This window comes from Microbacterium sp. bgisy189, assembly GCF_057707225.1.
The window spans coordinates 433,588-456,894 of sequence record NZ_JBYIPT010000001.1 but is presented as its reverse complement, the minus strand read 5'-3'; the positions used below and the strand labels follow the sequence as shown (position 1 = coordinate 456,894).

At 69.2% G+C, this 23,307-nt stretch carries 20 protein-coding genes and 1 pseudogene; 11 read left to right on the top strand and 10 right to left on the bottom strand.

The window, feature by feature from the left end:
* Positions 1–22: 22 nt before the first annotated feature.
* The 3 genes from AC3ENX_RS02210 to AC3ENX_RS02200 all read left to right on the top strand — a co-directional run bounded on the left by AC3ENX_RS02210 (position 23) and on the right by AC3ENX_RS02200 (position 3,872).
* Positions 23–1,267 carry a sugar ABC transporter substrate-binding protein gene (locus tag AC3ENX_RS02210; protein ID WP_434810203.1) on the top strand — a complete coding sequence of 415 codons (1,245 nt, stop codon included), beginning with the start codon at positions 23–25 and terminating at the stop codon, positions 1,265–1,267.
* 68 nt (positions 1,268–1,335) lie between these two features.
* Entirely contained in the window at positions 1,336–2,964 is a 1,629-nt protein-coding gene (locus AC3ENX_RS02205) for an ABC transporter permease subunit (protein WP_434810202.1), read from the top strand.
* The gene (locus tag AC3ENX_RS02200; protein ID WP_434810201.1) at positions 2,964–3,872 is read left to right on the top strand and encodes a sugar ABC transporter permease; all 909 of its coding nucleotides are present in this window, start codon (positions 2,964–2,966) and stop codon (positions 3,870–3,872) included. Before AC3ENX_RS02205 ends, AC3ENX_RS02200 begins: the two co-directional genes overlap by 1 nt.
* 90 nt (positions 3,873–3,962) lie before the next feature.
* Here AC3ENX_RS02200 and rsmI read toward each other — a convergent pair whose 3' ends face one another.
* On the bottom strand, positions 3,963–4,784 hold the full coding sequence (rsmI, locus tag AC3ENX_RS02195; protein ID WP_434810200.1) for a 16S rRNA (cytidine(1402)-2'-O)-methyltransferase: 822 nt from the start codon (positions 4,782–4,784) through the stop codon (positions 3,963–3,965).
* A gap of 22 nt (positions 4,785–4,806) precedes the next feature.
* On the opposite strand from rsmI, the gene AC3ENX_RS02190 reads away from it, so the two are divergent.
* Positions 4,807–6,399, top strand: coding sequence for a dolichyl-phosphate-mannose--protein mannosyltransferase (locus AC3ENX_RS02190; RefSeq protein WP_434810199.1), 1,593 nt, complete (start codon positions 4,807–4,809; stop codon positions 6,397–6,399).
* A gap of 20 nt (positions 6,400–6,419) precedes the next feature.
* On the opposite strand, the gene AC3ENX_RS02185 is transcribed toward AC3ENX_RS02190, so the two are convergent.
* On the bottom strand, positions 6,420–7,247 hold the full coding sequence (locus tag AC3ENX_RS02185; RefSeq protein WP_434810198.1) for an aldo/keto reductase: 828 nt from the start codon (positions 7,245–7,247) through the stop codon (positions 6,420–6,422).
* Between the two features lie 65 nt (positions 7,248–7,312).
* Here AC3ENX_RS02185 and hrpA point away from each other — a divergent pair, with 65 nt between their 5' ends.
* Together hrpA and AC3ENX_RS02175 are read left to right on the top strand one after the other, a co-directional pair.
* The gene (gene hrpA, locus AC3ENX_RS02180; protein ID WP_434810197.1) at positions 7,313–11,206 is read left to right on the top strand and encodes an ATP-dependent RNA helicase HrpA; all 3,894 of its coding nucleotides are present in this window, start codon (positions 7,313–7,315) and stop codon (positions 11,204–11,206) included.
* A gap of 37 nt (positions 11,207–11,243) precedes the next feature.
* A complete protein-coding gene (locus AC3ENX_RS02175; protein WP_434810196.1) occupies positions 11,244–12,194 on the top strand; it encodes a quinone oxidoreductase family protein in 951 nt (316 codons plus the stop codon).
* A 13-nt stretch (positions 12,195–12,207) separates the two neighbouring features.
* Here the strand turns inward: AC3ENX_RS02175 and AC3ENX_RS02170 are convergent, their stop codons facing one another.
* The gene (locus AC3ENX_RS02170; RefSeq protein ID WP_434810195.1) at positions 12,208–13,539 is read right to left on the bottom strand and encodes a M20/M25/M40 family metallo-hydrolase; all 1,332 of its coding nucleotides are present in this window, start codon (positions 13,537–13,539) and stop codon (positions 12,208–12,210) included.
* 44 nt (positions 13,540–13,583) lie between these two features.
* Here AC3ENX_RS02170 and AC3ENX_RS02165 point away from each other — a divergent pair, with 44 nt between their 5' ends.
* Positions 13,584–14,561 carry a Gfo/Idh/MocA family protein gene (locus AC3ENX_RS02165; protein ID WP_434810194.1) on the top strand — a complete coding sequence of 326 codons (978 nt, stop codon included), beginning with the start codon at positions 13,584–13,586 and terminating at the stop codon, positions 14,559–14,561.
* On the opposite strand, the gene AC3ENX_RS02160 is transcribed toward AC3ENX_RS02165, so the two are convergent.
* Both AC3ENX_RS02160 and AC3ENX_RS02155 read right to left on the bottom strand, forming a co-directional pair.
* The gene (locus AC3ENX_RS02160; RefSeq protein ID WP_434810193.1) at positions 14,549–14,944 is read right to left on the bottom strand and encodes a DoxX family protein; all 396 of its coding nucleotides are present in this window, start codon (positions 14,942–14,944) and stop codon (positions 14,549–14,551) included. The genes AC3ENX_RS02165 and AC3ENX_RS02160 overlap by 13 nt on opposite strands.
* On the bottom strand, positions 14,941–15,675 hold the full coding sequence (locus AC3ENX_RS02155) for an NAD-dependent deacylase (protein ID WP_434810192.1): 735 nt from the start codon (positions 15,673–15,675) through the stop codon (positions 14,941–14,943). Before AC3ENX_RS02155 ends, AC3ENX_RS02160 begins: the two co-directional genes overlap by 4 nt.
* Before the next feature lie 31 nt (positions 15,676–15,706).
* On the opposite strand from AC3ENX_RS02155, the gene AC3ENX_RS02150 reads away from it, so the two are divergent.
* A complete protein-coding gene (locus AC3ENX_RS02150) occupies positions 15,707–17,005 on the top strand; it encodes a DUF4921 family protein (protein WP_434810191.1) in 1,299 nt (432 codons plus the stop codon).
* On the top strand, positions 17,002–18,204 hold the full coding sequence (locus AC3ENX_RS02145) for a class I SAM-dependent methyltransferase (RefSeq protein ID WP_434810190.1): 1,203 nt from the start codon (positions 17,002–17,004) through the stop codon (positions 18,202–18,204). The genes AC3ENX_RS02150 and AC3ENX_RS02145 overlap by 4 nt, the downstream gene beginning before the upstream one ends.
* Positions 18,205–18,258: 54 nt before the next feature.
* Here the strand turns inward: AC3ENX_RS02145 and AC3ENX_RS02140 are convergent, their stop codons facing one another.
* The 3 genes from AC3ENX_RS02140 to AC3ENX_RS02130 all read right to left on the bottom strand — a co-directional run bounded on the left by AC3ENX_RS02140 (position 18,259) and on the right by AC3ENX_RS02130 (position 19,729).
* Positions 18,259–18,717, bottom strand: coding sequence for a DUF3817 domain-containing protein (locus tag AC3ENX_RS02140; protein ID WP_434810189.1), 459 nt, complete (start codon positions 18,715–18,717; stop codon positions 18,259–18,261).
* A 203-nt stretch (positions 18,718–18,920) separates the two neighbouring features.
* On the bottom strand, positions 18,921–19,322 hold the full coding sequence (locus AC3ENX_RS02135) for a DoxX family protein (RefSeq protein WP_434810188.1): 402 nt from the start codon (positions 19,320–19,322) through the stop codon (positions 18,921–18,923).
* Positions 19,319–19,729 (bottom strand): MarR family winged helix-turn-helix transcriptional regulator, encoded by a 411-nt coding sequence (locus AC3ENX_RS02130; RefSeq protein WP_434810187.1) that lies wholly within the window; start codon positions 19,727–19,729, stop codon positions 19,319–19,321. The genes AC3ENX_RS02135 and AC3ENX_RS02130 overlap by 4 nt, the downstream gene beginning before the upstream one ends.
* A gap of 103 nt (positions 19,730–19,832) precedes the next feature.
* On the opposite strand from AC3ENX_RS02130, the pseudogene AC3ENX_RS02125 reads away from it, so the two are divergent.
* Positions 19,833–19,961, top strand: a pseudogene (locus AC3ENX_RS02125) (glyoxalase); the annotation flags it as partial.
* A gap of 178 nt (positions 19,962–20,139) precedes the next feature.
* Here AC3ENX_RS02125 and AC3ENX_RS02120 read toward each other — a convergent pair.
* Positions 20,140–20,589, bottom strand: coding sequence for a VOC family protein (locus tag AC3ENX_RS02120; protein WP_434810186.1), 450 nt, complete (start codon positions 20,587–20,589; stop codon positions 20,140–20,142).
* A gap of 102 nt (positions 20,590–20,691) precedes the next feature.
* On the opposite strand from AC3ENX_RS02120, the gene AC3ENX_RS02115 reads away from it, so the two are divergent.
* Positions 20,692–21,669, top strand: coding sequence for a helix-turn-helix transcriptional regulator (locus tag AC3ENX_RS02115; protein WP_434810185.1), 978 nt, complete (start codon positions 20,692–20,694; stop codon positions 21,667–21,669).
* Positions 21,670–22,310: 641 nt separating this feature from the next.
* Here AC3ENX_RS02115 and nrdF read toward each other — a convergent pair.
* The gene (nrdF, locus tag AC3ENX_RS02110) at positions 22,311–23,288 is read right to left on the bottom strand and encodes a class 1b ribonucleoside-diphosphate reductase subunit beta (protein ID WP_434810184.1); all 978 of its coding nucleotides are present in this window, start codon (positions 23,286–23,288) and stop codon (positions 22,311–22,313) included.
* Positions 23,289–23,307: the final 19 nt, after the last annotated feature.

The window sequence follows — 23,307 nt, the reverse complement described above, 5'->3', positions numbered from 1 at the left end:
ACCACCTCCGGAAGGAAAATCCATGCGCAAGATGGGCATCGGCGTCGCCGCTCTGGCGGCCACCACGCTCCTGCTCGCCGGCTGCGGCGGCGGCACCACCACCCCCACCGAGACCGAGTCCGAGGCACCTGCCGCCGACTACAGCGGCGTGACGCTGACGGTCTGGACCGACGAAAACCGTCAGCCGGCGATCGAAGCAGCCGCCGCGGTGTTCGAGGAGGAGACCGGCGCAACCGTCGAGCTCGTCCAGAAGAACTTCGAGGACATCCGCAACGACTTCATCAACCAGGTCCCCACCGGCGAAGGCCCCGACATCACGATCGGTGCACACGACTGGCTGGGCGCGCTCGTCCAGGCCGGTGTCGTCAACACGCTCGACCTCGGTGACACGGCGGGCTCGTTCGAGCAGGTCGCGCTCGACGCGATGACCTACGAGGGCCAGCTCTACGCACTGCCCTACTCGCTCGAGACGATCGCCCTCATCCAGAACACCGACCTCGTCGGCGAAGACGCTCCCGCGACCTTCGACGACATGATCGCGGCGGCTGAGGCCGGCGGCGCGGAGCGTCCGTTCGTCATCAACACGGGTGGCCAGACCGGCGACGCGTACACGATGTACGGCTTCCAGACCTCCTTCGGCGCTCCCGTCTTCGTGCAGGACGACTCCGGTTCGTACACGACCGAGATCGGCATGGGCGGCGACGCCGGCACCGCGTTCGCCGAGTGGCTCAAGGCCGAGGGCGAGACCGGCACCGGCAACATCTCCACGACGATCGACTACGACACCAACAACGAGCTGTTCGCGTCCGGCCAGGCCGCGTACACCGTCCAGGGTCCGTGGGCCGTCGAGACCCTCACCGCGCAGGGCGTCAACATCACGGTGAACCCGATCCCCTCGGCCGGCGGCGAAACCGCTTCGCCGTTCGTGGGCGTGCAGGGCTTCTACCTGAGCAGCCAGAGCCAGAACGCGCTGGTCGCCCAGGACTTCCTGGTGAGCTACCTCGCGACCGACGACGCGCAGAAGGCCCTCTACGAGGCCGACCCGCGCATCCCGGCGTGGAGCTCGCTGGCTGAAGAGGTCTCGTCCGACCCGGTCATCGCCGGCTTCCTCGCCTCGTCGCAGAACGGCGTGCCGATGCCGTCGATCCCCGAGATGGGCAACGTCTGGGACGTCTGGAACGCCGCCCAGGTGCAGATCATCAAGGGCGCCGACGCAGCCGGCACCTGGTCGAAGATGGTCACAGACCTCGAGGCCACGATCGGCTGATCCCCTTCCCGGGTCGGGAGGTTCGCCTCCCGACCCGGGACCCCACCCCTTTCCTGAAGGAGATGCACATGTCGGTCACGCAGGGCACCGTCGCGGAAAGCGCGACTCCCCCGGACCAGACGCCGCCGCGCTCGGCCGGGGCCGAGCCGCACGGACGGCGCTGGAGCGGACTCGGATGGGGCTTCCTCGTGAAGCTCGCCATCATGGGCGTGATCAACGCCTTCGGCCTCATGGGCATCTTCGCCGCGATCCAGGCAGAGTCCTGGATCATCGCCGGTGCTGCGATCGTCCTGCTGGTCGCCGCCGACATCATCTACTTCACCAAGCGGTCGCTGCCGCTGAAGTACCTGCTGCCGGGACTCGCGTTCCTGCTGATCTTCCAGGTCTTCATCTTCGGCTACACCGCATACATCGCCTTCACCAACTACGGCGCCGGGCACGTCGGTTCGCAGGAGCAGGCCGTCAGCGCCGCACTCAGCCAGGGTGAGCGCCGTGTCGAAGGCGGCGCGACCCTGCCGCTGGCCGTCGTCGAGCAGAACGGGGTTTACGGCTTCGCGGTCGTCGAAGACGGCGAAGTGAAGGTCGGCTCTGCCGACAGCCCCCTCGAATCCGTCGGCGATGCGCCCGCCAGCGGCGCCCCCACCGAGGTGCCCGGCTGGAACATCGTGCCCCGTGGCGAACTCGTCCAGCAGGACACCCAGGCGCTCGTCCTCGCCCTGCGCGTCCCCGTCTCGGACGACCCCAACGACGGGTCGATCCGCACCCGCGACGGCGCGAGCGGTGCCGTCTACCTGTCCACCCTGGAATGGGACGAGCAGGCCCAGACCATCACCGATACGGCGACCGGCAAGGTCTATCACGCGACCGACCGCGGCACCTTCGCCGCCGATGACGGCACGGAACTGAGCACCGGGTGGGTCGTCAACGTCGGCTTCGACAACTTCCTGCGCCTGTTCACCGACCGTGACATGGTCGAGCCGCTCGCCATGGTGACGCTCTGGACGTTCGTGTGGGCGGTGCTGTCGGTCGTCATCCCGTTCGCCTTGGGCCTCGTGTTCGCACTCATCTTCAACGACGAGCGCGTCAAGGGGCGCAAGATCCTGCGGACGCTGTTCATCCTCCCGTACGCGTTCCCCGCATTCATGTCGGCGCTGCTGTTCCGTGGCATGTTCAACGCCGAGTTCGGCGTCATCAACGAGTTCTTCTTCGGCGGCACCAACATCGACTGGCTCGGCGACCCGTGGCTCGCCCGCGGTGCCGTGCTGTTCGTCAACGTGTGGCTGACGTACCCGTACTACTTCCTCGTGTGCACCGGCGCGCTGCAGGCGCTTCCTGCCGACGCGCTCGAAGCGGCATCCATCGACGGCGCCGGTCGATTCCGCCAGCTGCGTTCGATCATCCTGCCGCTCGTGCTGGTGGCGACCGCTCCCCTGCTGATCTCGTCGTTCGCGTTCAGCTTCAACAACTTCACGATCATCTACATGTTCAACGCCGGTGGCCCGGCAATCCCCGGCGCACCGTACGCGCTCGGATCGACCGACATCCTCATCTCGGCGATCTGGGACATCTCGGGCGTCTCGGGCGGCGCGGCCGACTACGGTCTCGCGAGCGCACTGTCGATCCTCGTGTTCATCGTCGTCGGCGTGATCTCGGCGATCGCCTTCCGACAGACCAAGAAGCTGGAGGAGTACCAGTGATGTCGACAACGACGCAGGCTGCGCCCGCACGCACGAGACCTGCCCCCAATCGCACCGGTGCCCGCCGCAAGCGCTGGCTGTCGGAGGTGGGCTGGAAGTATTTGGTGGCCGCGGTCATCCTCTTCTACGCCATGTTCCCGCTCGTCTACGTCGTCTCGGCGGCGTTCAACCCCGGCGGCAGCCTCGCGGCGAGCAACACACTGTTCGCGACCTTCGACCTCTCGAACTTCAGTGCACTCGGCGGCACTGCGTACTGGACCTGGTACGGCAACACGCTGCTCGTCGGCGGCGCCTCGGCATTCGGCGCCGTCATCATGGGCGCCGCCGCCGCCTACGCGTTCTCACGCTTCCGCTTCAAGGGACGCCGTGCGAGCCTCACGGCGCTGCTCATCATCCAGATGTTCCCGCAGGCGCTCGCGTTCGTCGCGATCTTCCTCATGCTGCTTGCGCTCGGCGAGGTGTTCCCGTTCCTCGGACTCAACTCGAAGATCGCCCTCATCTGCGTGTACCTCGGTGGCGCGCTGGGTGTGAACACGTTCCTGATGTACGGGTTCTTCAACACGATCCCCATGGAGATCGACGAGTCGGCCAAGATCGACGGCGCGACCCACGCGCAGATCTTCTGGCGCCTCATCATGCCGCTCGTGACCCCGATCCTCGCGGTCGTGGCACTGCTCGCGTTCATCGCCGCATTCGGCGACTACATCATCTCGAAGATCATCCTGGTCTCCGAAGACAACTGGACCCTCGCGGTCGGCATGTACCAGTGGGTCTCGAATCAGCTCGCCAGCAACTGGGGACTGTTCGCGGCCGGTGCCCTGCTCGCGTCGATCCCCGTGCTCGTGCTGTTCCTGACGCTGCAGCGCTACATCATCGGCGGCTTGACCGCCGGATCGGTCAAGGGCTGACCCCGGGCGACGAGCCCTCACACTCTCGACGAGCCCTCACGATCTGCGCGCACAGATCGTGAGGGCTCGTCACAAACGTGAGGGCTCGCGTCACGCCTTTCGGGCGGCGAGCGCCGCCTGATACAGCTCTCGCGAGGACATCCCCGTCTGCGACGCCACTTCGCCGGCGGCATCCTTCAACCGGATGCCGTCGGCGACCAGTGCCAGCACCTGCGCGACCGCGTCCTCGGGCGCGACATCTCGTACCCCCGCACCGCCCACCACGACGACGATCTCCCCGCGCACGCCGCCCTGCGCCCAGCCGGCCAATTCGCCGAGCGGTCCGCGACGGACCTCCTCATGCAGCTTCGTGAGTTCGCGACACACCGCGGCCGGACGGTCCTCGCCGAAGGCCGCTGCCATCGCCTCGAGCGTGTCGGCCAGGCGTGATGGACCCTCGAAGAAGACCATCGTGCGCTGCTCGTGCTGCAACGCGGCGAACGTCTTGCGCCGCTCCCCCGGCTTGCGCGGCGGGAACCCCTCGAACGTGAACCGATCGGTGGGCAGCCCGGCGACCGCGAGCGCGGTCACGACGGCGCTCGGTCCGGGCAGCGCGGTCACCTCGACCCCTGCCGCAGCGGCAGCCGCCACCAGCCCGTAGCCGGGGTCGCTGACGGTGGGCATGCCGGCATCCGACAGCACGAGCAGATCCTGCTCGCGCGCGAGTTCGACGAGCTCTCCCGAGCGGGCCTTCTCGTTGTGGTCGTGCAGCGCGATCAGCCGGGGTCGGTTGTCGATGCCGAGCGCCTGCAGCAGTCGCTGCGTTGTGCGGGTGTCTTCGGCGGCGATCACGGTCGCCTCGGCGAGCGCCGTGCGCAGTCGTGCCGACGCGTCCGCCAGATTGCCGATCGGGGTCGCCGCGAGGATGATCACCGCCCCAGCATAGGCTGGGGTCGTGACCGCCTCCGCCCCGCCGCTGCTGCCGGCGCCGCGCCGCTCCCGGTACGACGCGTGGCGACGCCGCGTGCTCGACGACGCGACCCTGCTGGGGCGGTGGGAGTGGCTCACGCCGGTGCTCGTGACGATGCTGGCGGCCGTGCTGCGACTGTGGAATCTGGGGCACCCGCACACCCTCGTCTTCGACGAGACGTACTACGTGAAGGACGCCTGGAGCCAGTGGATGCTGGGCTTCGCGTCGACGTGGCCCGACGGCGCCGACGAACGCTTCGCCGCCGGCGAGACCGACATCTTCACCGGCGAGGGCAGTTTCGTCGTCCATCCCCCGCTCGGCAAGTACCTCATCGGGCTGGGCATGTGGCTGTTCGGACCGGAGTCGTCGTTCGGCTGGCGGATCTCGGCGGCCCTGGCCGGCACCGCGTGCGTGCTGGTGCTGTACCTGCTGGCGCGCACGCTCACCGGATCGTTCGTGTTCGCGGGTGTCGCGGCGGGACTGCTCGCGATCGACGGGCTCGGCATCGTGATGAGCCGGGTGTCACTGCTCGACATCTTCTTGACACTGTTCACGCTGCTGGCGGTGTGGTTCGCCGTGCGCGATCGGCAGTCGTACTTCCCACGGCTCCGGGAACGCGCCGACGCGACGGCTGCGCGCGCCGCGCTGTCGCCGGATCGGGGTCCCGTGCTGTGGGCACGCCCATGGGTCGTCGCCGCCGGGGTGGCCGCGGGCGCCGCGTGCGCCGTCAAATGGTCGGGCGTGTGGGTGCTCGCCGCGATCGGCCTGTGGCTCGTCATCACCGACGCACTGGAGCGTCGTCGTCTCGGTTTGCCGTGGTGGGCGTTGGATGCCGTGCGGCAGGGCGTCGTCGCCTTCATCCTCCTGGTGCCCGTCGCCCTCGCCGTCTACCTCGCGTCGTGGGCCGGGTGGTTCGCGACCGACGGCGGGTACCAGCGGCACGCCGTCGAAGCCGATACTGCGTCGGGGGTGTTCGGCTGGCTGCCGCTGTCGCTGCAGAGCCTGTGGCGGTACCACGAGACGATCTACAACTCGATGGCGCAGATGTCGACGGCGCACAGTTACATGAGCCCTGCGTGGCAGTGGCCACTGCTCGTGCGGCCAACCTCGATGTATGCCGCCAGCACGGCGGACGGGCAGAACGGGTGTGCGTCCGCGAGTGGATGCCTGGACATCCTCTACTCGATGCCGAATCCGATCGTGTGGTGGGCATCGATCGTCGCGCTCATCTGGCTCGTCTACCGGTTCGCGTTGCACCGTGACTGGCGTCACGCGCTCGTGCTCGTCGCCGTGGCGGCGACCTGGCTGCCGTGGCTGGCGTTCCCCGAGCGCACAGTGTTCCAGTTCTACACGGTCGTCATGTACCCGTTCCTGCTGCTGGGGCTCGTCTTCGCGCTGCGTGAGATCGCCGGCGCACCGACGCAGAGCCGCGAGCGACGCCAGTCGGGGCAGCGGGTCGTGCTGGTGTTCCTGGGTGTCGCGGTCGTGCTCGCGGTGTTCTGGTACCCGCTGTGGTCGGCGATACAGATTCCGTACGAGTTCTACCGCCTCCACAACTGGCTGCCCGGCTGGGTGTAGTCGCCGGGCAGCCGGCTGCGTCAGTTGACCTCGGAGGGGTGCGCCGAGACGCGGCCGCCGCGCTCGAGCGCGGTGATGGCCGCCTGCTCGTCGGCGGTCAGTTCGAAGTCGAACAGGTCGAGGTTCTCGCGGATGCGCGCCGGGCTGTTCGACTTGGGGAAGACGATGTTGCCCTCCTGGATGTGCCAGCGCAGCACGACCTGTGCCGGGGTCTTGCCGTGCGCGGCTGCCGCAGCCGCGACGGGGGTCTCGTCGAACAGCGGGTACTTGCCCTGCCCGAGCGGTCCCCACGCCTCGATGCGGATGCCGAGTTCTGCCGCGAAGTCGGTGACATCGCGCTGCTGGTACGCCGGGTGCAGCTCGATCTGGTCGACGGAGGGGGTCACACCGGTCGCCGCGATGATGTCGCGCAGGTGCTCGGGCAGGTGGTTGCTGACCCCGATCGACCGGGTCTTGCCGGCGTCGCGGATGGCGACCATCTTCTCCCACGCGTTGACGTAGTTGCCGCCTTTGGGTGCCGGCCAGTGCACGAGGTACAGGTCGACCTGCTCGAGGCCGAGCTTGGCTAGGCTCTCGTCGATCGCGGCCAACGGCTCGTCGCCGGCCTGCCGGTCGTTCCACAGTTTGGTGGTGATGAACAGCTCGTCCCTCGGGATGCCGCTGGCGGCGAGCGCGCGGCCCACCCCCTCTTCGTTGCCGTAGATGGCGGCCGTGTCGATGTGGCGGTAGCCGGCCTCGAGGGCGTCGGTGACGATGCGCTCGGTATCAGCCGGGTCGACCTTGAAGACGCCGAAGCCGAGCTGCGGAATGCGGACGCCGTCGTTGAGTTCAACAGTGGGGATGCTCATCCTTCCAGCGTAGGCGCGCAGGTGAGGGCCCGGGCCGCGGCGCCGGCTCGATACGATGGAACGCTATGCCTACGCCCGTGATCGCTTATCCCCCGGAGCTGCCCGTCAGTGCAGCGCGGGATGAGATCGCGCGCGCCATCGCAGACCACCAGGTCGTGATCGTCGCCGGGGCCACCGGGTCGGGCAAGACGACGCAGCTGCCGAAGATCTGCCTCGAACTCGGGCGCACGTCGATCGCGCACACCCAGCCCCGCCGGATCGCCGCGCGCACGATCGCCGAGCGCATCGCGCAGGAACTGCAGGTGCCGCTGGGCTCGACGGTCGGCTACAAGGTGCGCTTCACCGACCAGGTCTCCGCCGAGACACAGGTGGCGCTGGTGACCGACGGCATCCTGCTCAACGAGATCCACCGCGACCGGCTGCTGCGGCGCTACGACACGATCATCGTCGACGAGGCGCACGAGCGGTCGCTGAACATCGACTTCCTGCTCGGGTACCTGGCCCGCATCCTGCCAGAGCGCCCCGACCTGAAGGTCATCATCACCTCGGCGACGATCGACCCAGAGAGCTTCGCGAAGCACTTCGCCGCCGCCGATGAGACCCCGGCGCCGGTGATCGAGGTGTCGGGGCGCACGTACCCGGTCGAGATCCGGTATCGCCCGCTCGTCACTGAGAGCCAGGAAGGCGAGGAGCAGACCGAAGACGAGGTCGACGGCCTGCTCGCTGCTCTGCGCGAACTCGACCGCGAGGCCGACGGCGATGTGCTCGTGTTCCTGCCCGGTGAGGCCGAGATCCGGGATGCGGCGGATGCCGTTCGCGGCATGTACGCGAAGGATGCCCGACCGACCGAAGTGCTGCCGCTGTACGGGCGCCTCTCGGCCGCCGAACAGCACCGCGTGTTCGAGCCGTCGAAGCTCAGTGGCGTGCGGCGCCGGATCATCCTCGCCACGAACGTCGCCGAGACGAGCCTGACCGTCCCCGGCATCCGCTATGTCGTGGATGCCGGCACCGCGCGCATCTCGCGCTACAGCGCCCGCTCGAAGGTGCAGCAGCTGCCGATCGAGGCGATCTCGCAGGCCTCGGCGCAGCAGCGCTCGGGCCGGGCGGGACGCACGTCGGCGGGCATCGCGATCCGCCTGTACGCCGAAGACGACTTCGCTTCGCGGCCCGAGTTCACCCAGCCCGAGATCCTGCGCACCTCGCTCGCATCGGTCATCCTGCAGATGCTCGCGCTCGGGTTCGGCGACATCACCGCCTTCCCGTTCCTCACCCCGCCCGATTCGCGCGGCGTGAAGGCGGCGTTCGACCTGCTCGTCGAACTGCGTGCCGTCTCGCGCGGCCGCGGCGAGGCGACGCTCACCAAACTCGGGCGTGAGATCGCCCGCCTGCCGATCGACCCGCGCTTCGCGCGGATGCTGCTGGAGGCGCAGCGCCGCGGCGTGCTGCGCGAGGTCATGCCGATCGTGGCGGGCATGTCGATCCAGGATGTGCGGGAGCGCCCTGTCGAGCAGCGCGAGCAGGCCGACCGGTACCACGCCCGCTTCACGGATCCGACGAGCGACTTCCTGACGCTCCTGAACCTGTGGAACCACCTGCAGGAACAGCAGCGAGCGCTCGGCTCCAGCGCGTTCCGCAAGCTCTGCCGCTCGGAGCACCTGAACTATGTCCGGGTACGGGAGTGGTTCGACGTGCACCGGCAGCTGCGCGCACTGCTGAAGACGAAGGACCCCCAGCCCGCCGGTGGCGGCGCGGCCGACCCGGATGCCGTGCACCGCGCGATCCTGTCGGGGCTGCTGTCCCACATCGGCATCCTCGACACCCGGAGCCTCCGCACCGACACGAAGGGCAAGCGCAAGCCGCTGCCCGAGTTCCGCGGCGCCCGCGGCACCTCGTTCGCCGTCTTCCCCGGTTCGGGCCTGAAGAAGGCGACACCGGATGCCGTCATGGCAGCCGAGCTCGTCGAGACCTCCCGCCTGTTCGCGCGCACGGTCGCGCAGATCGACCCGGCGTGGGCTGAGGAGCTCGCCGGTGACCTCGCGAACCGGTCGCTCAGCGACCCGCACTGGTCGAAGGATGCCGGGGCGGCCGTCGCCGCCGAGAAGGTGACACTGTTCGGGGTCGAGATCATCCCGCGACGCCGCGTGCAGCTGGCCCGCATCGACCGGGAGCTCGCCCGCGAGCTGTTCCTGCGGCACGCGCTCGTGGAGGGCGAGTGGAACGTCGCGCACCTCGACAAGCGGCTGACCGCGTTCGAGCGGCGCAACCTCGAGCTGCGCCGCCGACTCGAGAAGGTCGAGGAGCGGGAGCGCCGCCGCGACCTGCTCGCCGGCGACGAGACCGTGTACGCGTTCTATGCCACCCGGGTGCCGCGCGACGTGTTCGACGTGCGCTCGTTCGAGACGTGGTGGCGGGAGGCGTCGACTCGCACGCCGAAGCTGCTCGACATGACCGAGGCCGACCTCGTCGGTGAGTCCGAGCGGGCGGATGAACGCGAGTTCCCGACGCGGTGGCGGCAGGGCGATCAGGTGCTGTCGCTGACGTACCGGTTCGAGCCGGGCGCGCCCGACGACGGCGTGAGCGTCGTCGTGCCCCTTGCCCTGCTCGCACAGCTGCGACCCGACGGGTTCGACTGGCAGGTGCCGGGCCTGCGCGACGAGCTCATCACAGGTCTGCTGCGGGCGCTGCCGAAGGCGATCCGCCGCAACGTCGTCCCTGCCGCGGACTGGGCGGCGACGTTCTCGGAGCAGCTCGCCGGCAGCGGCCCGGAGTCGCACGACGGTCTGCCCCCGACATCCCTCCGCGAAGCGCTCGCGGCCCGCGTGCAGCGCGTCGCGAACCAGCCCGTCACCGCCGCCGACTTCGAACTGGAGCGGGTGCCCGGACACCTCTCGGTCTCGTTCCGCGCCGTCGACGAACGCGGCCGCACCGTCGGCAGCTCGCGCGACCTCGCCGATCTACAGGCCCGCCTGTCGGGTCGTGCCCGGGCGTCGGTCGCGAAGAAGCTCGCCGCACCCGCCAGTCCCCGGTCATTGAGCGAGGAGCGCAGCGACGAGACGAAACGCCCCGTCCACACGGGCGGCACCGGCCCCTCCGTCACCGAACGCACGGGCCTCACCACCTGGGATCTCGGCGACCTCCCCACCGTCGTCGACACGAAGGTCGCCGGCGGTGTCGTGCGCGGCTATCCGGCGCTCGTCGACGAGAAGGAGTCGGTCGCCCTGCGCATCGAGGCGACGCCCGAGCGGGCCGCCCGTCTCACCCACGCGGGTGTGCGGCGCCTGCTGCTGCTGGCCGTCCCCTCCCCCGCCGCGTACGTGCTCGAGCACCTCACGTCGGCCGAAAAGCTGGCACTCGCGGCATCCCCGTACCCGTCCGCGAAGGCCCTCATCGAGGACGCCAGGGTCGCCGTCGCCGACGCCGTCATGGCCCGCACCGAACCCGACGTCCGCACGCCGGCGCAGTTCGATCGGGTACGCGACGCGCTGTCTTCGGCGGTCGTCGAGGAACTGTTCCAGACGGTGTCGCTCGTCGCCCGCATCCTCGTGCTGCAGCGCGACGTCGAACGCGCCGTGAAGTCGCAGAACTCGATGACGCTGCTCGCCGCGCTCGGCGACGTCAAGCAGCAGGTCGCCGGCCTCCTGCCTGCCGGGTTCGTCTCACGCACCGGCACCGCCCGGCTCGCTCACCTGCCTCGCTATCTGCAGGCCGCGGTCGAGCGGGTTGCGGGCCTGGCCGACAACCCCGGCCGCGACCGGCAGCGGATGACCGAGTTCGAGAAGGCCGCAGCATCCTTCACCGACGCCGGCGGCACCATCCCGCTGCCCGCCGACGCCCCCGCACACCTCGTGCACACCCGCTGGCTGCTCGAGGAGTACCGCGTGAGCCTGTTCGCCCAGCGCCTCGGCACCGCCGAACCCGTCTCCCCCCAGCGCATCGCCAAAGCCCTCGCCGGCGCCTGAGTGGAATAGCCGTCCGCAGGGTACGGTTGCGGTCACCATGAGCACCACCACGACCACCGCCATCACCCACCGCGAGCTGGGAGGACCCGAGGTCCTCACCGCCGGCGACGTCGAGCTCGCCCCGCCCGGCGACGGCGAGGTGACCGTGCGCGTGCAGGCGGCTGGTGTGAATCCGATCGACGCGAAGCTGCGCGCGGGCATCCGCCCCAGCGGCCCGTTCACCGAACCGCGCCGTGTCGGAGCCGACGCCGCCGGCATCGTCACGTCGGTCGGACCCGGTGTAGAGGGGTTGCGAGTCGGGGATGCCGTAGTCATCGCCTTCGCGGGCGGCACGTACGCGGCCGAGGTGACCCTCGACGCCGCGAAGGTCACGCCCAGACCCCCGCAGGTGAGTGCGGCGGAGGGCGCAGGCATCGGCATCCCGTTCGCGACCGCCTACCAGGCCCTGCGGTCGCTCGCGGTCGGCAGCGACGACACCCTGCTCGTGCACGGCGGATCGGGCGCGGTCGGGCAGGCCATCATCCAGTTCGCGGTGCTGTGGGGCGCCCGCGTGATCGCCACGACCAGCGATGCCCGGGCCGACCGGGTGCGGGCGCTCGGCGCCGAACCCGTGGCGTACGGCGACGGCCTCGCAGACCGGGTGCGGGACCTCGCAGAAGAGGTCACCGTCGCGATCGACGCCGCCGGCACTGACGAGGCCCTGCAGGTCTCGCTCGACCTCGTCGCCGACCGCGATCGCATTGCCACGATCGTGCGGGGCGCCGACGCCGACGACCTCGGCATCCGTGCCTTCAGCGGTGGCAGCCCTCATCCGCTCACGGCGCAGCAGCTCGCCTGGCGTACGGAGGCGATCCCCGTGACACTCGCGCTGCTGGCCGCGGGCCGCGCCTCGGTCGAGATCGGTCCGCACCTGCCGCTCGACCAGGCCGCCGAAGCGCACCGCCTGCTCGAAGCGGGCACGGTCGGCAAGATCGTCCTCGTCCCCTGACGGCTACGGGCCGTCAGCTGCCGCGCAGCAGCTCGCGGTAGAAGCCGATCCCCCGCAGCCACACGGCCACCCGGATGCGCTCGTTGTGCGAATGGAGCGCGTCGCGCTCGGCGCGGGTGAGGTGGAACGGGGTGAAGCGGTAGACGTGGTCGCTGATCGCGGTGAACCAGCGACTGTCGCTCGCGCCGAGCTGGATGTACGGCGTCGTCACGATCTGCTCGCCGAGCCCGTCGGCGACGGCCTGCGCGATCCGCAGCCACGCCTCGCCCTTCCACGGCGACACCTTCGACGGGTCGGAGCCGTGGCGCACCTCGATCTCCACGGCGGGGTCGGCGATGATGCGTCGCACGCGGGCGGCTGCACCGTCGACGGTATCGCCAGTGAGCAGACGGATGTTGACGGCAGCACGTGCTGTCGTCGCGAGCACGTTCTCGCCCGGCGCACCCGACAGCTGCGTGGCGACGGCGGTCGTGCGCACCATCGCGTTCATCTCGGGGCCGAGGCGCGGGAACGCCGCAGCGAGCGCCGGCCCCAGCAGCCCGAGGTTGGAGAACACCCAGCGCAGCGGCTGCGGGGCGTGCGGGGCGATCGTGGTGAACATGGCGCGGACCGGCGGCGCGAGCCGTGTCGGGAACGGATGCCGGTGCAGCCGGTCGATCGCACGCGCCAGCCGCGCGGTCGCGGGCACGGCGGGCGGGGTCGAGGCGTGCCCGCCGCCCTCGCGCGCAGTGAGCAGCACCGTCATGACGCCGCGCTCTGCGACCCCGACCATCGCGGTCGACACCGTCACCCCGGGAATCACCCCGTCGACGACGGCGCCGCCCTCGTCGAGTACCAGCCCGGGACGGATGCCGCGGCCCTGCAGCACTCGCACGATCTCCTGCGCCCCGTCGCCGGCAGTCTCTTCGTTGTGCCCGAACGCGAGGTACACGTCGCGCACCGGCGTGAAGCCGTCGATGACGAGCTGCTCGACGGCTTCGAGGATCGCGACGAGCGACCCCTTGTCGTCGATCGCGCCGCGCGCGTGGATCTCGGCATCCTCGCCCTCGCCGACGATCTCGGCGTCGAACGCGGGGCGATCCCACTCGTCGTCGACGACGGGCACGACGTCGATGTGCGCCATGAGCACGAGGGGTTCGCCGGAGGCCGATCCCGCCCAGCGGTACAACAGTGAATGACCCGCGATCACCTCGCGCTCCAGCACCCCGTGCAGGCGCGGGTAGAGGCGTTCGAGCGCCGCGTGGAACCGGTCGAACGGCTCCGGATCGATCAGGGTCTCGTCGGCGTGCGAGACGGTCGGGATCTGCAGCAGCTCGCGGAAGCGGTCGACGGATGCGGGGAACACGTTACGAGCGTACTTTCACCGCGCAGCACCCCTAGGCTCGAAGCATGACCGGTCTTCGTTGGGGAATCCTCGCCACGGGCGGCATCGCCCACGCGTTCACGAGCGATCTGCGCACCGCAGGGCTCTATGTCGCCGCCGTCGGCTCGCGTTCGGCCGCATCGGCGAACGCGTTCGCCCGCCAGTTCGAGATCCCGCGCGCGCACGCCTCGTATCAGGAGCTGGCCGAAGATCCCGGCGTCGACATCATCTACGTCGCGACGCCGCACCCGGCGCACCTCGAGAACGCGGCGCTGGCGATCGAGCACGGCAAGCACGTGCTCATCGAGAAGCCCGTCACCCTCGACGCCGACCAGGCCCGCGCGATCGGCGACCTCGCGGCCGACCGGGGCGTGCTGGCAATGGAGGCGATGTGGACGCGCTACCTGCCGCACATGCTGCGCATCCGCGAACTCCTCGCAGACGGCGCGCTCGGCGAGGTGCGGGCGCTGCACGCCGACCACACGCAGAAGATCACCGACGACCCGACCCACCGCCTGAACGCCCTCGAACTGGGCGGCGGGGCGCTGCTCGACCTCGGCATCTACCCGGTGTCGTTCGCGTGGGACGTGCTCGGCGCACCCGAGACGATCACCGCCGCGGGGCGTCTGGGCGAGACGGGGGCGGATGCCGAGGTCGCCACGATCTTCACGCACGCCGGTGGCGCCGTCTCGACGACCCTGTCGTCGGCGCGCGCCGCGGGGCCGAACACGGCGCACGTCATCGGCACGGAGGCGCGGATCGACATCGACCGGGTCTGGTACACGCCGACCTCGTTCCGTGTCACCGCGCCCGACGGCACGGTGCGCGAGACCTACGTGTCGCAGGTCGAGGGCCGGGGCATGCAGTATCAGGCGCTGTACGCCGAGCAGCTCATCGCGGACGGCAGGCACGACAGCGACCTGCTGCCGTTCGACGAGAGCATCCGCATCATGGGCACCCTCGACGAGGTGCGCCGCCAGATCGGCGTCGTCTACCCGCGCTGACGGTCAGGTCGCGTCGACCACCACGCCCACACGATCAGCACCGGCTGGAAGAACAGGCGGACGAACCGCTTTCGGTCGGTGTCCAGCCCGAACGCCGAACGGCGGCGTGCCCACTGGTCGACGTTGCCGGGGAACACGGCGACGAAGAATGCCGCGAGCAGTGCGCCGATGCGGCTGCGCTCCCGTGGCAGGGCGAGCAGGGCGGCACCGAAGGCCACTTCAACGACGCCCGAGACGACGACAACGTCGTCGGCGTCGAGCCCGAACTCCTGCGTGAGCACCTCTGGCACCTGCGCTTGGAAGTCCCGGCGGGCGAAGGTGAGGTGCGAGATGCCGGCGAACAGCATGGCGGCGGCGAGGGCGATGCGGGCAACCGTCTTCATCGCTCCATTCCATCTGACTCGGCGCGGCCTGTCGAGGCGGATGCCGCGGCGATGAGCTCATCGGCCCACGCGGGCACCGTGATCGACGCGGGCCCGGTGCGTACCTCGTCGAACGGTGTGAGCGCGTCGGTGGGCACGAGGTTCAGCTCGACCGTGTGCGCGCCGAAGGCCGCGGCCAGGGCGCTGTAGCCGGCCGCCGGGTAGACCGCGCCCGACGTGCCGATCGCCGCGAACACGTCGCATCCGATGACGGCCTGTTCGATGCGGTCGAGCCCGTACGGCATCTCGCCGAACCAGACGACGTCCGGTCGCAGTGCCGTGACGCCGCACGCCGGGCACGGCGGGGCGTCGATGAGATCGGCATCCCACATCGGCTGGGCGCCGCATGACGCGCACAGCGCCCGCAGCAGCTCGCCGTGCATGTGCACGAGGCGCTGCGATCCCGCCCGCTCGTGCAGGTCGTCGACGTTCTGTGTCACCAGCAGCAGGTCGTCGCCGAGGGCGCCTTCGAGCCGCGCGAGGGCCCGGTGGGCGGGGTTCGGTTCGACGGATGCCAGGGCGCGGCGCCGCGCGTCGTAGAACCGCTGCACGGTGTCGGGGTCGCGGTCGAACGCTTCGGGCGTCGCGACGTCTTCGACGGCGTGGCCCTCCCACAGCCCATCTGCATCACGAAAGGTGGGCACGCCGCTCTCGGCCGAGATCCCTGCCCCCGTCAGCACCACCACCCGCATGAGACCATTCTCACCTGAGTAGGGTGGAAGGGTGAGCGACGACGCGAAGCAGGCGATCGTGCGGATGCCCGACGGCACGGTCAAGCAGATCGGGCCGCTGACGGGCACCCGCGTCTGGACGGTACCCGGCCGGGCGCACCGCCCGCTCGCAGCACCACGTCCGACGCCGCGCAGGCTCGACACGGGCGATGCGGAGCAGCTATGCGCGTTCTGCAGCGACCGGTACCTCGAGACCACCCCCGAGAAGGCACGGCTGGTCGGGCCGGACTTCGAGGAGGTGCGGGCCGTCCCGGCGGCGAACCTCCACGACACGGTCGCCGAGTTCCGCCGGTTCGCGAACCTGTTCGAGATCGTCTCGGCGGAGTACTGGCGCGAGAACCACGGGTTCCGGCAGCCCGCGCGCGTGTTCGAGTGGGCGCAGGACTACCTGTCGACGCCGCAGGGCCGCGCCCATGTCGAGACGCTCGCCGCGATCCGCGCCGCTGCGTCAGGCGTCGCCCCGTCGCTCGAAGAGGCGGCGCTCGACTTACTCGGCGGGTCGCATGACGTGATCGTCGCTCGACGGCACGTCGTCGACGGCGCGACCCATGACGACCAGCTCGTCTCGTCCGGCGAGCTCACCCCCGACGAGCACGCCGCCTACATCGCGTTCACGGTGCGTTCGCTCGCCGAGATCCAGGCGGCGCAACCGCACGCCGCGTACGTCGCGGTCTTCCAGAACTGGTTGCGGCCGGCGGGCGCCTCGTTCGACCACCTGCACAAGCAGCTCGTCGCGATCGACGAACACGGGCCGCAGGTCGACCGTGAGCTGCGACTGCTGGCATCCGACCACAACCTGTACCAGCACCGCATCGCCGACCTCGCGGTCGAGCAGCGGCTGCTCGTCGCAGCCAACGGCGGGGCGGTCGCCTTCGCTGGAGTCGGGCACCGCTACCCGGCGTTCGAGGTCTACTCGACGTCGGACGCGAACCTGCCGCAAGAGCATTCGGATGCCGGCATCCGGGCCGTCTCCGACCTCGTGCACGCCCTGCATGCCGCGACCGGACCGCTCGTGCCGACCAACGAGGAGTGGCACTACCGGCCGCCGGAGGCCGCGTGGCCGATGCCGTGGCGTGTGGTGTTGAAGTGGCGCATCTCGAACCCTGCGGGTTTCGAGGGCGGCACGAAGGTGCACGTCAACACGATCGACCCGTGGGAGCTGCGCCGCCGGGCCGTGGTGGAGCTCGAACGCCTGCGCGGTGAGGGTCGCTTGGCCCGCGGCATCCGTATCGGCGATGAATGCGTCGCGTCTGACGCGCACCTGCGGTACGCCGAGGACGCGACCGAGTGAGCTTCGCGTTCGATCGGCTGCGACGCCGACCCGACATCGAAGCGCCCGATCTGCCGGCCTTCGACGCCGCCGACCGGCTGCTCCTCGACGAGTCTGCGGATGCGCGCGACGCTGTCGGCTCGGGCGAGGTCGTCGTCATCGGCGACGCGTACGGCGCCCTCGCGCTCGCGTCAGCGACCTCCCGATCGTTGAGCGAGCGCAGTGAGACGAAACGCGCACCCGCCCCCTTCCGGTCGTTGAGCGAGCGCAGCGAGACGAAACGCGCACCTATCCGGGTGCACCAGGACGCGCTCACCGGCGAACGTGCGCTCGCCCTCAACGCCGCCGACCTCGGGCTGACCGGCGCAACCGTGTCACTTCGGCTCGATGCCGAACTCGTCCGCGGTGCACGCGTCGTGCTGCTGCGACTGCCGCGCTCGCTCGATGCGCTGGCCGATATCGCAGGGCTCATCGCCGCACACGCCTCCCCCGACGTCGTCGTCTTCGCCGGCGGGCGCATCAAGCACATGAGCGTCGCCATGAACGACGTGCTGCGCGCCTCGTTCGGGCGGCTCGACGTCACCCATGCACGTCAGAAGTCCCGCGTGCTGATCGCGCGCGAACCGCGCGCCGGCCGCGACCCCGAGCCTCAGGCGGCACGGGTCGACGGGCTCGAGATCCGCGCGTTCGGCGGGGCGTTCGCGGGCGCCAAGCTGGATATCGGCACGCGGATGCTGCTCGCACATCTGCCCGCCGACCTGCCGGGCGGCACCGCCGATGATCCGTTCATCGACTTCGCGTGCGGCACCGGTGTCATCGCGGCGACGCTGGCGATGCGGCATCCGTCCGCGCGGGTGTACGCGTCGGATCAGTCGGCTGCCGCAGTCGCCTCTGCCATGGCGACGGTCACCGCGAACGGCGTCGCCGAGCGGGTTCGCGTCGTGCGCGACGACCTGCTGGGTGCCGTGCCGGATGGCAGCGCGTCATTCATCGCGCTGAACCCGCCGTTCCACTCGGGCGCAGCCGTCACCGACCTGCTGGCACCGCGCCTGTTCGCGGATGCGGCGCGCGTACTGCGACCCGATGGCCAGCTCTGGTGCGTGTGGAATTCGTCGCTGCGCTACCGCCCCGCCCTGGAGCGCCTGGTCGGCCCGACCGAGCAGATCGCCCGCGACCCGAAGTTCACCGTGACGGTCTCCACCCGACGATCCGGCGGTTGAGTGCCGCGGCGAAGTCGCGGTGTATCGAAACCACAACCCCCGCGACGTTGAGCGTCAGTGGTCGCCGCCCCCGGGTGGGCCGACCATCAGCAGCACGGAGTACAACGCAACGATCGCGCCGACGATGATGAGCGCAAGCGCCCACGGCCGGCGCAGAAACCAACGCAGCAGCGGGTCGTACCAGCGGTCGTCGCCGGTGGACTCGGTGCGCCAGTTTCCCTCGAGCAGCCCGCGGCGGTGCAGCCAGCGTTCGACCGGCACCGTCGCGTAGGGGATCACGGCCGAGGCGATCGCGAGGATCGTCGGGGCGACCTTCCACCGGTTGTTGAGGGCGACGAGGATCGCGGTGGCCCCGTAGCTGAGGAAGACGAACCCGTGGATGCCGCCGCCGATCGTGACGGCGAGCCCCCAGTCGGTGATGGCGCGGACGATGAGCGCCGCGATCAGCAGCGTCCACGAGAACATCTCGGCGATCGCGAGCGCGCGAAACAGCGTGTAGGGGGTTCGGAACATACCTTCAGCATACCTGAAGCTCTGATCGCGTCCCGACGCACCACGACCGCGCCAGTTCCCGGCATCCGCGCCATCGATCGATGCCGCAGCTGCTGATTGTTGGCGCAGTCGCGTGACGGCTCGCACCCGAGGATGCCGCCGCGCAGCGGCGCGTGCACCATCCGGTGGTTGAGTGCCGCCGCGCAGCGGCGGTGTATCGAAACCTAGCGCCGCGTCGACCAGGCGGCCCACACGACGAGCAGCGGCTGCAGGAACAGGCGCGCGAGTCGCTTCGCGTCGGTGTCGAGCCCGGGAGCGGAGCGTCCGGTGCGCCATTGGTGCACGTTGCCGGGGAAGACCGCGACGAAGAACGCCGCCACGGCAAGCCCGACCCGGCGCCGCTCCCCCGGCAGCACCAGCAGGGCTACCGCGAGCAGGATCTCGACGACGCCCGAGACGACGACGATCGTGTCCTTGTCTGTGCGCAGGAGCTTCGTCGCCCAATCGGGCACCGTGATGCGGAACCCGCGGCGCAGGGTGGTGAGGTGCGCGACGCCGGCCGCGCCGAGCAGGGCCGCGAGCTTGACCCGTGCCGCAGTGCGCGCGACCTCTCGGAACGAGGTCACACGATCCCCGCGCGGATCCCGTCGAGCGAGGTCGCGACGGCCGGCAACCGGTCCGACAACGCACGGTCGAGTTCTGCGAGCCGCTGTCGCGCCTGCGCGAGGACGCGGTCTCCCTTCTCGGTCACGCGCAGGTCTGAGGCGGCGCCGGCGTGCGCCGTGGCATCCGCGACGAGTCCATCGTCAACGAGCGTACGAACGGCGGTGTGGGCCGACTGCACCGTGATGTGCGAGCGGCGGGCGAGTTCGGAGAACGAGATGCCGGGCTCTGCGGCGACGTGGCCGAGGAGGCCGAATTTCCGCGTGGAGATACCCAGGTCTTTCAGGGCTGCGGCGAGTTGCCCCTCCCACATCGCCGAGACCGCCAGCAGCGCGATGACGGGGCTGAAGCGCGGTCTCTCCTGGGGCATAGGCACCATGGTAGTGACGGGTCGACTGTGTCGGTGGTCAGGCCTACCGCTGCGTTCACGCAAGGGCGCGAACAAGGGGGCAGCCATGGGTTGGAAGATCGAGCTCGCACTACTGCGTGAAGCCGGTGTCGAGGCCGACCGTGTCGACGAGCAGGCGTGGGGCCGCTTCGTGACCTTCGCCGACCCCGATGGCAACAGGTGGACGCTGCAGCAGTTGCCGAACTACGGCTGAACGCAATGAGGGCGGATGCCGAAGCATCCACCCTCACGCTGGTTCAACGCACCCGCTGGGTTTCGATACGCCGCCTCCGGCGGCTACTCAACCTTGACCCGGCGCGCATCAACGCCGCTGCGCGGCATTGATCCACCCCGCGTCAGAAGTCCCAGTCCTCGTCCGCCGGCGGTAGCGCTCAGGAGACCGAGATGCTCCAGGTGACACCGAAGCGGTCGGTGAGCATGCCAAAGCCGGCGCTCCAGGCGGATGCGGCGAGCGGCTCGACGATCTCGGCGTCGACCACGAGGCCCTTCCAGTAGCCCTGCAGTTCTTCGAGGCTGTCCGAGCTGATCGAGACGAACAGCGCCTGCTCCGTCACGGTGGTGTGGTTCTCGCGCCGGGTGGCACCCCCGCCCATAAGGCCTCCTTCGCTGGAACCCGGGACGTCGTAACCCATGATGCGGAAGCCGTTCGCGGCCGCGACGAGGCCGAACACGACATTGTCGGCACCGGGCAGTTCGGCCGGCATGCCGAACTCGGCGTACGTGTTGACGACGAGGTGGCCGCCGAAGATGGACTGATAGAACTCAAGAGCCGCCCGGGCGTCCCCGCGGAAGTTCAGGTGAGTGGTGGTCTGGATGGTCATGAATGCTCCTGTCGTCGGTGCGTGCCCGTCTGGCGTCCGCAACATCGACGATGCATCATGAGTAGGTCTGTTTCAGTCCTAGACTTTAGTTACTCTTCGAGCATGTCCACGACCACTCGCCTGCTGAATCTGCTGTCGCTGCTGCAGACCCAGCGTGACTGGCCGGGCTCGTTGCTTGCCGAGCGGTTGGAGATCAGCGACCGCACCGTGCGGCGCGACATCGAGCGCCTCCGCGAGATGGGCTACCGGATCGAGGCCACCATGGGCCCTGATGGTGGGTACCGGCTCGCCGCGGGCGCCGAACTGCCCCCGCTGCTGTTCGATGACGCTCAGGTCATCGCGGTCGCCATCGCGTTGCAGACCGCGAGCGTTGTCGGCGCCGACCTCGACGAACCAGCGGCTCGGGCACTGTCGACTATCCGGCAGGTCATGCCGTCGCGACTGCGGCATCGGCTCGATGCGCTCGCGATCGTCGCCGTCGCGCAACGGCCGGGCGGCCCCGCGCCGACCGCGGTGCCCCTCGAGCTGCTCGTCGAGCTCGCAAGAGCGATCCGCGACCGAGTCCTGCTGCGCTTCGACTATGCGCCACGCCAACAACCTGCCCCCGACGGGTTCGGTCCTCCGCGTCGCGTCGAGCCGCATCACCTCGTCAACGCGCAGGGACACTGGTACCTCCTCGCCTGGGACATCGAGCGAGACGACTGGCGACTGTTCAGCGTCGAACGAATCACCCCACGCACACCCACCGGGCCACACTTCCCGCAACGAGACGTTCCCGGCGGTGATGTCGAAGAGTTCGTCTCGGCCCGATTCAAGGGCTCCGAAACAAACAAATGGGCGTGCCAGGGTTCCGTGATCCTTGATCTCCCCATCGAGGCTGCCCTGCCATTCATCGGCGATGGGACCGCGCGCGCGGCCGGGCCGAGCCGAACGATCCTGGAATCCGGGTCCTGGTCCTGGGGTTCCCTCGCCGCCTCCTTCGGCCGGTTCGAAGTGCCGATTGAAGTCATCGGCCCACCCGAACTACGAGACGCTTTCGCCACGCTTGCTCACCGCTACCGAGCGACCGCCGCGACGTGACATCGGGATCCTCAAACGTGCATTGCGCGGTGAGCGTGCTTTGCGGGCACGCGTTGGCCGTCGGCGATCCCCGGTGGACCCGATCACGCGCAGCGCCACGGTCGCTCAAAGGAACTTCGAGAAGACCTCTCCGAGCGAGATGGACGTAGCGGTGAAACTGGGATTACCGCGCTCGGTCCAGAAATCGAAGTACCCACCTGCGCGACTCAGACGCGCTTCAAAGGCGTGATCATTTCGACGGTGGGACGATCCACCGACCAGGTCCGACGTTGGTGAATCGGTACGTGGACTCTGAGCTGCTCGTCCACTGAACGGACGCTTCCGGGTCTTCGGGCAGAGAAGGAATGAGGTACGTCATTCTTGATGACCTTTCCCTAGGAGAAGTCGCGGAGCCTACCCCACACACAGGCTCAAGGTCCTTGCCGTCGATCCCTATAGGGGCAACGCCCGTGAGCGGGAGATTGCGGGCTCCCCAAGCAGGTGGGCGCGTGCCACCCCCGTGCCACACCGAACGGACGTTCCTGTTCATTGCTGTCCTCCTCTGTCTCTCGAGAGAAGGCACGAGAGAGGCCCGAATCCGCAGAGTCCTGCGGTTCCGGGCCTCTCACCGGCCGTTTCGGGTCGGAGTCAGAAACTCGAGACTAGAAGTCCCAGTCGTCGTCCTCCGTCGCCACGGCCTTGCCGATGACGTAGGACGAGCCCGAGCCGCTGAAGAAGTCGTGGTTCTCGTCCGCGTTGGGCGAGAGCGCCGACAGGATGGCGGGGTTCACGTTCGTCACGCTCGAGGGGAACATCGCCTCGTAGCCGAGGTTCATGAGCGCCTTGTTGGCGTTGTAGTGCAGGAACTTCTTGACGTCTTCGGTGAGGCCGACGGCGTCGTAGAGGTCCTGCGTGTACTGCACCTCGTTGTCGTAGAGCTCGTACAGCAGCGAGAACGTGTAGTCCTTGAGTTCGTCGCGCTCGGCCTGGGTGACCTGCTCAAGTCCCTTCTGGAACTTGTAGCCGATGTAGTAGCCGTGCACGGCCTCGTCACGGATGATGAGGCGGATGAGGTCGGCCGTGTTCGTGAGCTTCGCGCGGCTCGACCAGTGCATCGGCAGGTAGAAGCCCGAGTAGAACAGGAACGACTCCAGCAGGGTCGAGGCCACCTTGCGCTTGAGGGGCTCGTCGCCGCGGTAGTAATCCATGACGATGGATGCCTTGCGCTGCAGGTTCGGGTTCTCGACCGACCAGCGGAACGCCTCGTCGATCTCCTTCGTCGAGCACAGCGTCGAGAAGATCGACGAGTAGCTCTTCGCGTGCACCGACTCCATGAAGGCGATGTTGGTGTACACGGCCTCCTCGTGCGGAGTGATGGCATCCGGAATGAGCGAGACGGCGCCGACCGTGCCCTGGATGGTGTCCAGGAGTGTCAGGCCGGTGAACACCCGCATCGTGAGGGTCTGCTCTTCGGGGGTGAGCGTGTTCCACGACTGGATGTCGTTGGACAGCGGCACCTTCTCGGGCAGCCAGAAGTTGTTCACGAGGCGGTTCCACACCTCGAGGTCCTTGTCGTCCTGGATGCGGTTCCAGTTGATCGCCTGGACGTGATCGATGAGCTTGAGCGGCTCGGGGGTCATTGCGTGTCCTTGGTCGTTG

Coding starts and splice junctions, on each gene's coding strand:
- AC3ENX_RS02210 (WP_434810203.1), top strand. CDS start 23: ATGCGCAAGATGGGCATCGGCGTCGCCGCTCTGGCGGCCACCACGCTC.
- AC3ENX_RS02175 (WP_434810196.1), top strand. CDS start 11,244: ATGAGCACCACCACGACCACCGCCATCACCCACCGCGAGCTGGGAGGA.
- AC3ENX_RS02120 (WP_434810186.1), bottom strand. CDS start 20,589: ATGACCATCCAGACCACCACTCACCTGAACTTCCGCGGGGACGCCCGG.
- AC3ENX_RS02130 (WP_434810187.1), bottom strand. CDS start 19,729: ATGCCCCAGGAGAGACCGCGCTTCAGCCCCGTCATCGCGCTGCTGGCG.
- AC3ENX_RS02165 (WP_434810194.1), top strand. CDS start 13,584: ATGACCGGTCTTCGTTGGGGAATCCTCGCCACGGGCGGCATCGCCCAC.
- hrpA (WP_434810197.1), top strand. CDS start 7,313: ATGCCTACGCCCGTGATCGCTTATCCCCCGGAGCTGCCCGTCAGTGCA.
- AC3ENX_RS02155 (WP_434810192.1), bottom strand. CDS start 15,675: ATGCGGGTGGTGGTGCTGACGGGGGCAGGGATCTCGGCCGAGAGCGGC.
- nrdF (WP_434810184.1), bottom strand. CDS start 23,288: ATGACCCCCGAGCCGCTCAAGCTCATCGATCACGTCCAGGCGATCAAC.
- AC3ENX_RS02205 (WP_434810202.1), top strand. CDS start 1,336: ATGTCGGTCACGCAGGGCACCGTCGCGGAAAGCGCGACTCCCCCGGAC.
- AC3ENX_RS02115 (WP_434810185.1), top strand. CDS start 20,692: ATGTCCACGACCACTCGCCTGCTGAATCTGCTGTCGCTGCTGCAGACC.
- AC3ENX_RS02160 (WP_434810193.1), bottom strand. CDS start 14,944: ATGAAGACGGTTGCCCGCATCGCCCTCGCCGCCGCCATGCTGTTCGCC.
- AC3ENX_RS02200 (WP_434810201.1), top strand. CDS start 2,964: ATGTCGACAACGACGCAGGCTGCGCCCGCACGCACGAGACCTGCCCCC.
- AC3ENX_RS02140 (WP_434810189.1), bottom strand. CDS start 18,717: ATGTTCCGAACCCCCTACACGCTGTTTCGCGCGCTCGCGATCGCCGAG.
- AC3ENX_RS02185 (WP_434810198.1), bottom strand. CDS start 7,247: ATGAGCATCCCCACTGTTGAACTCAACGACGGCGTCCGCATTCCGCAG.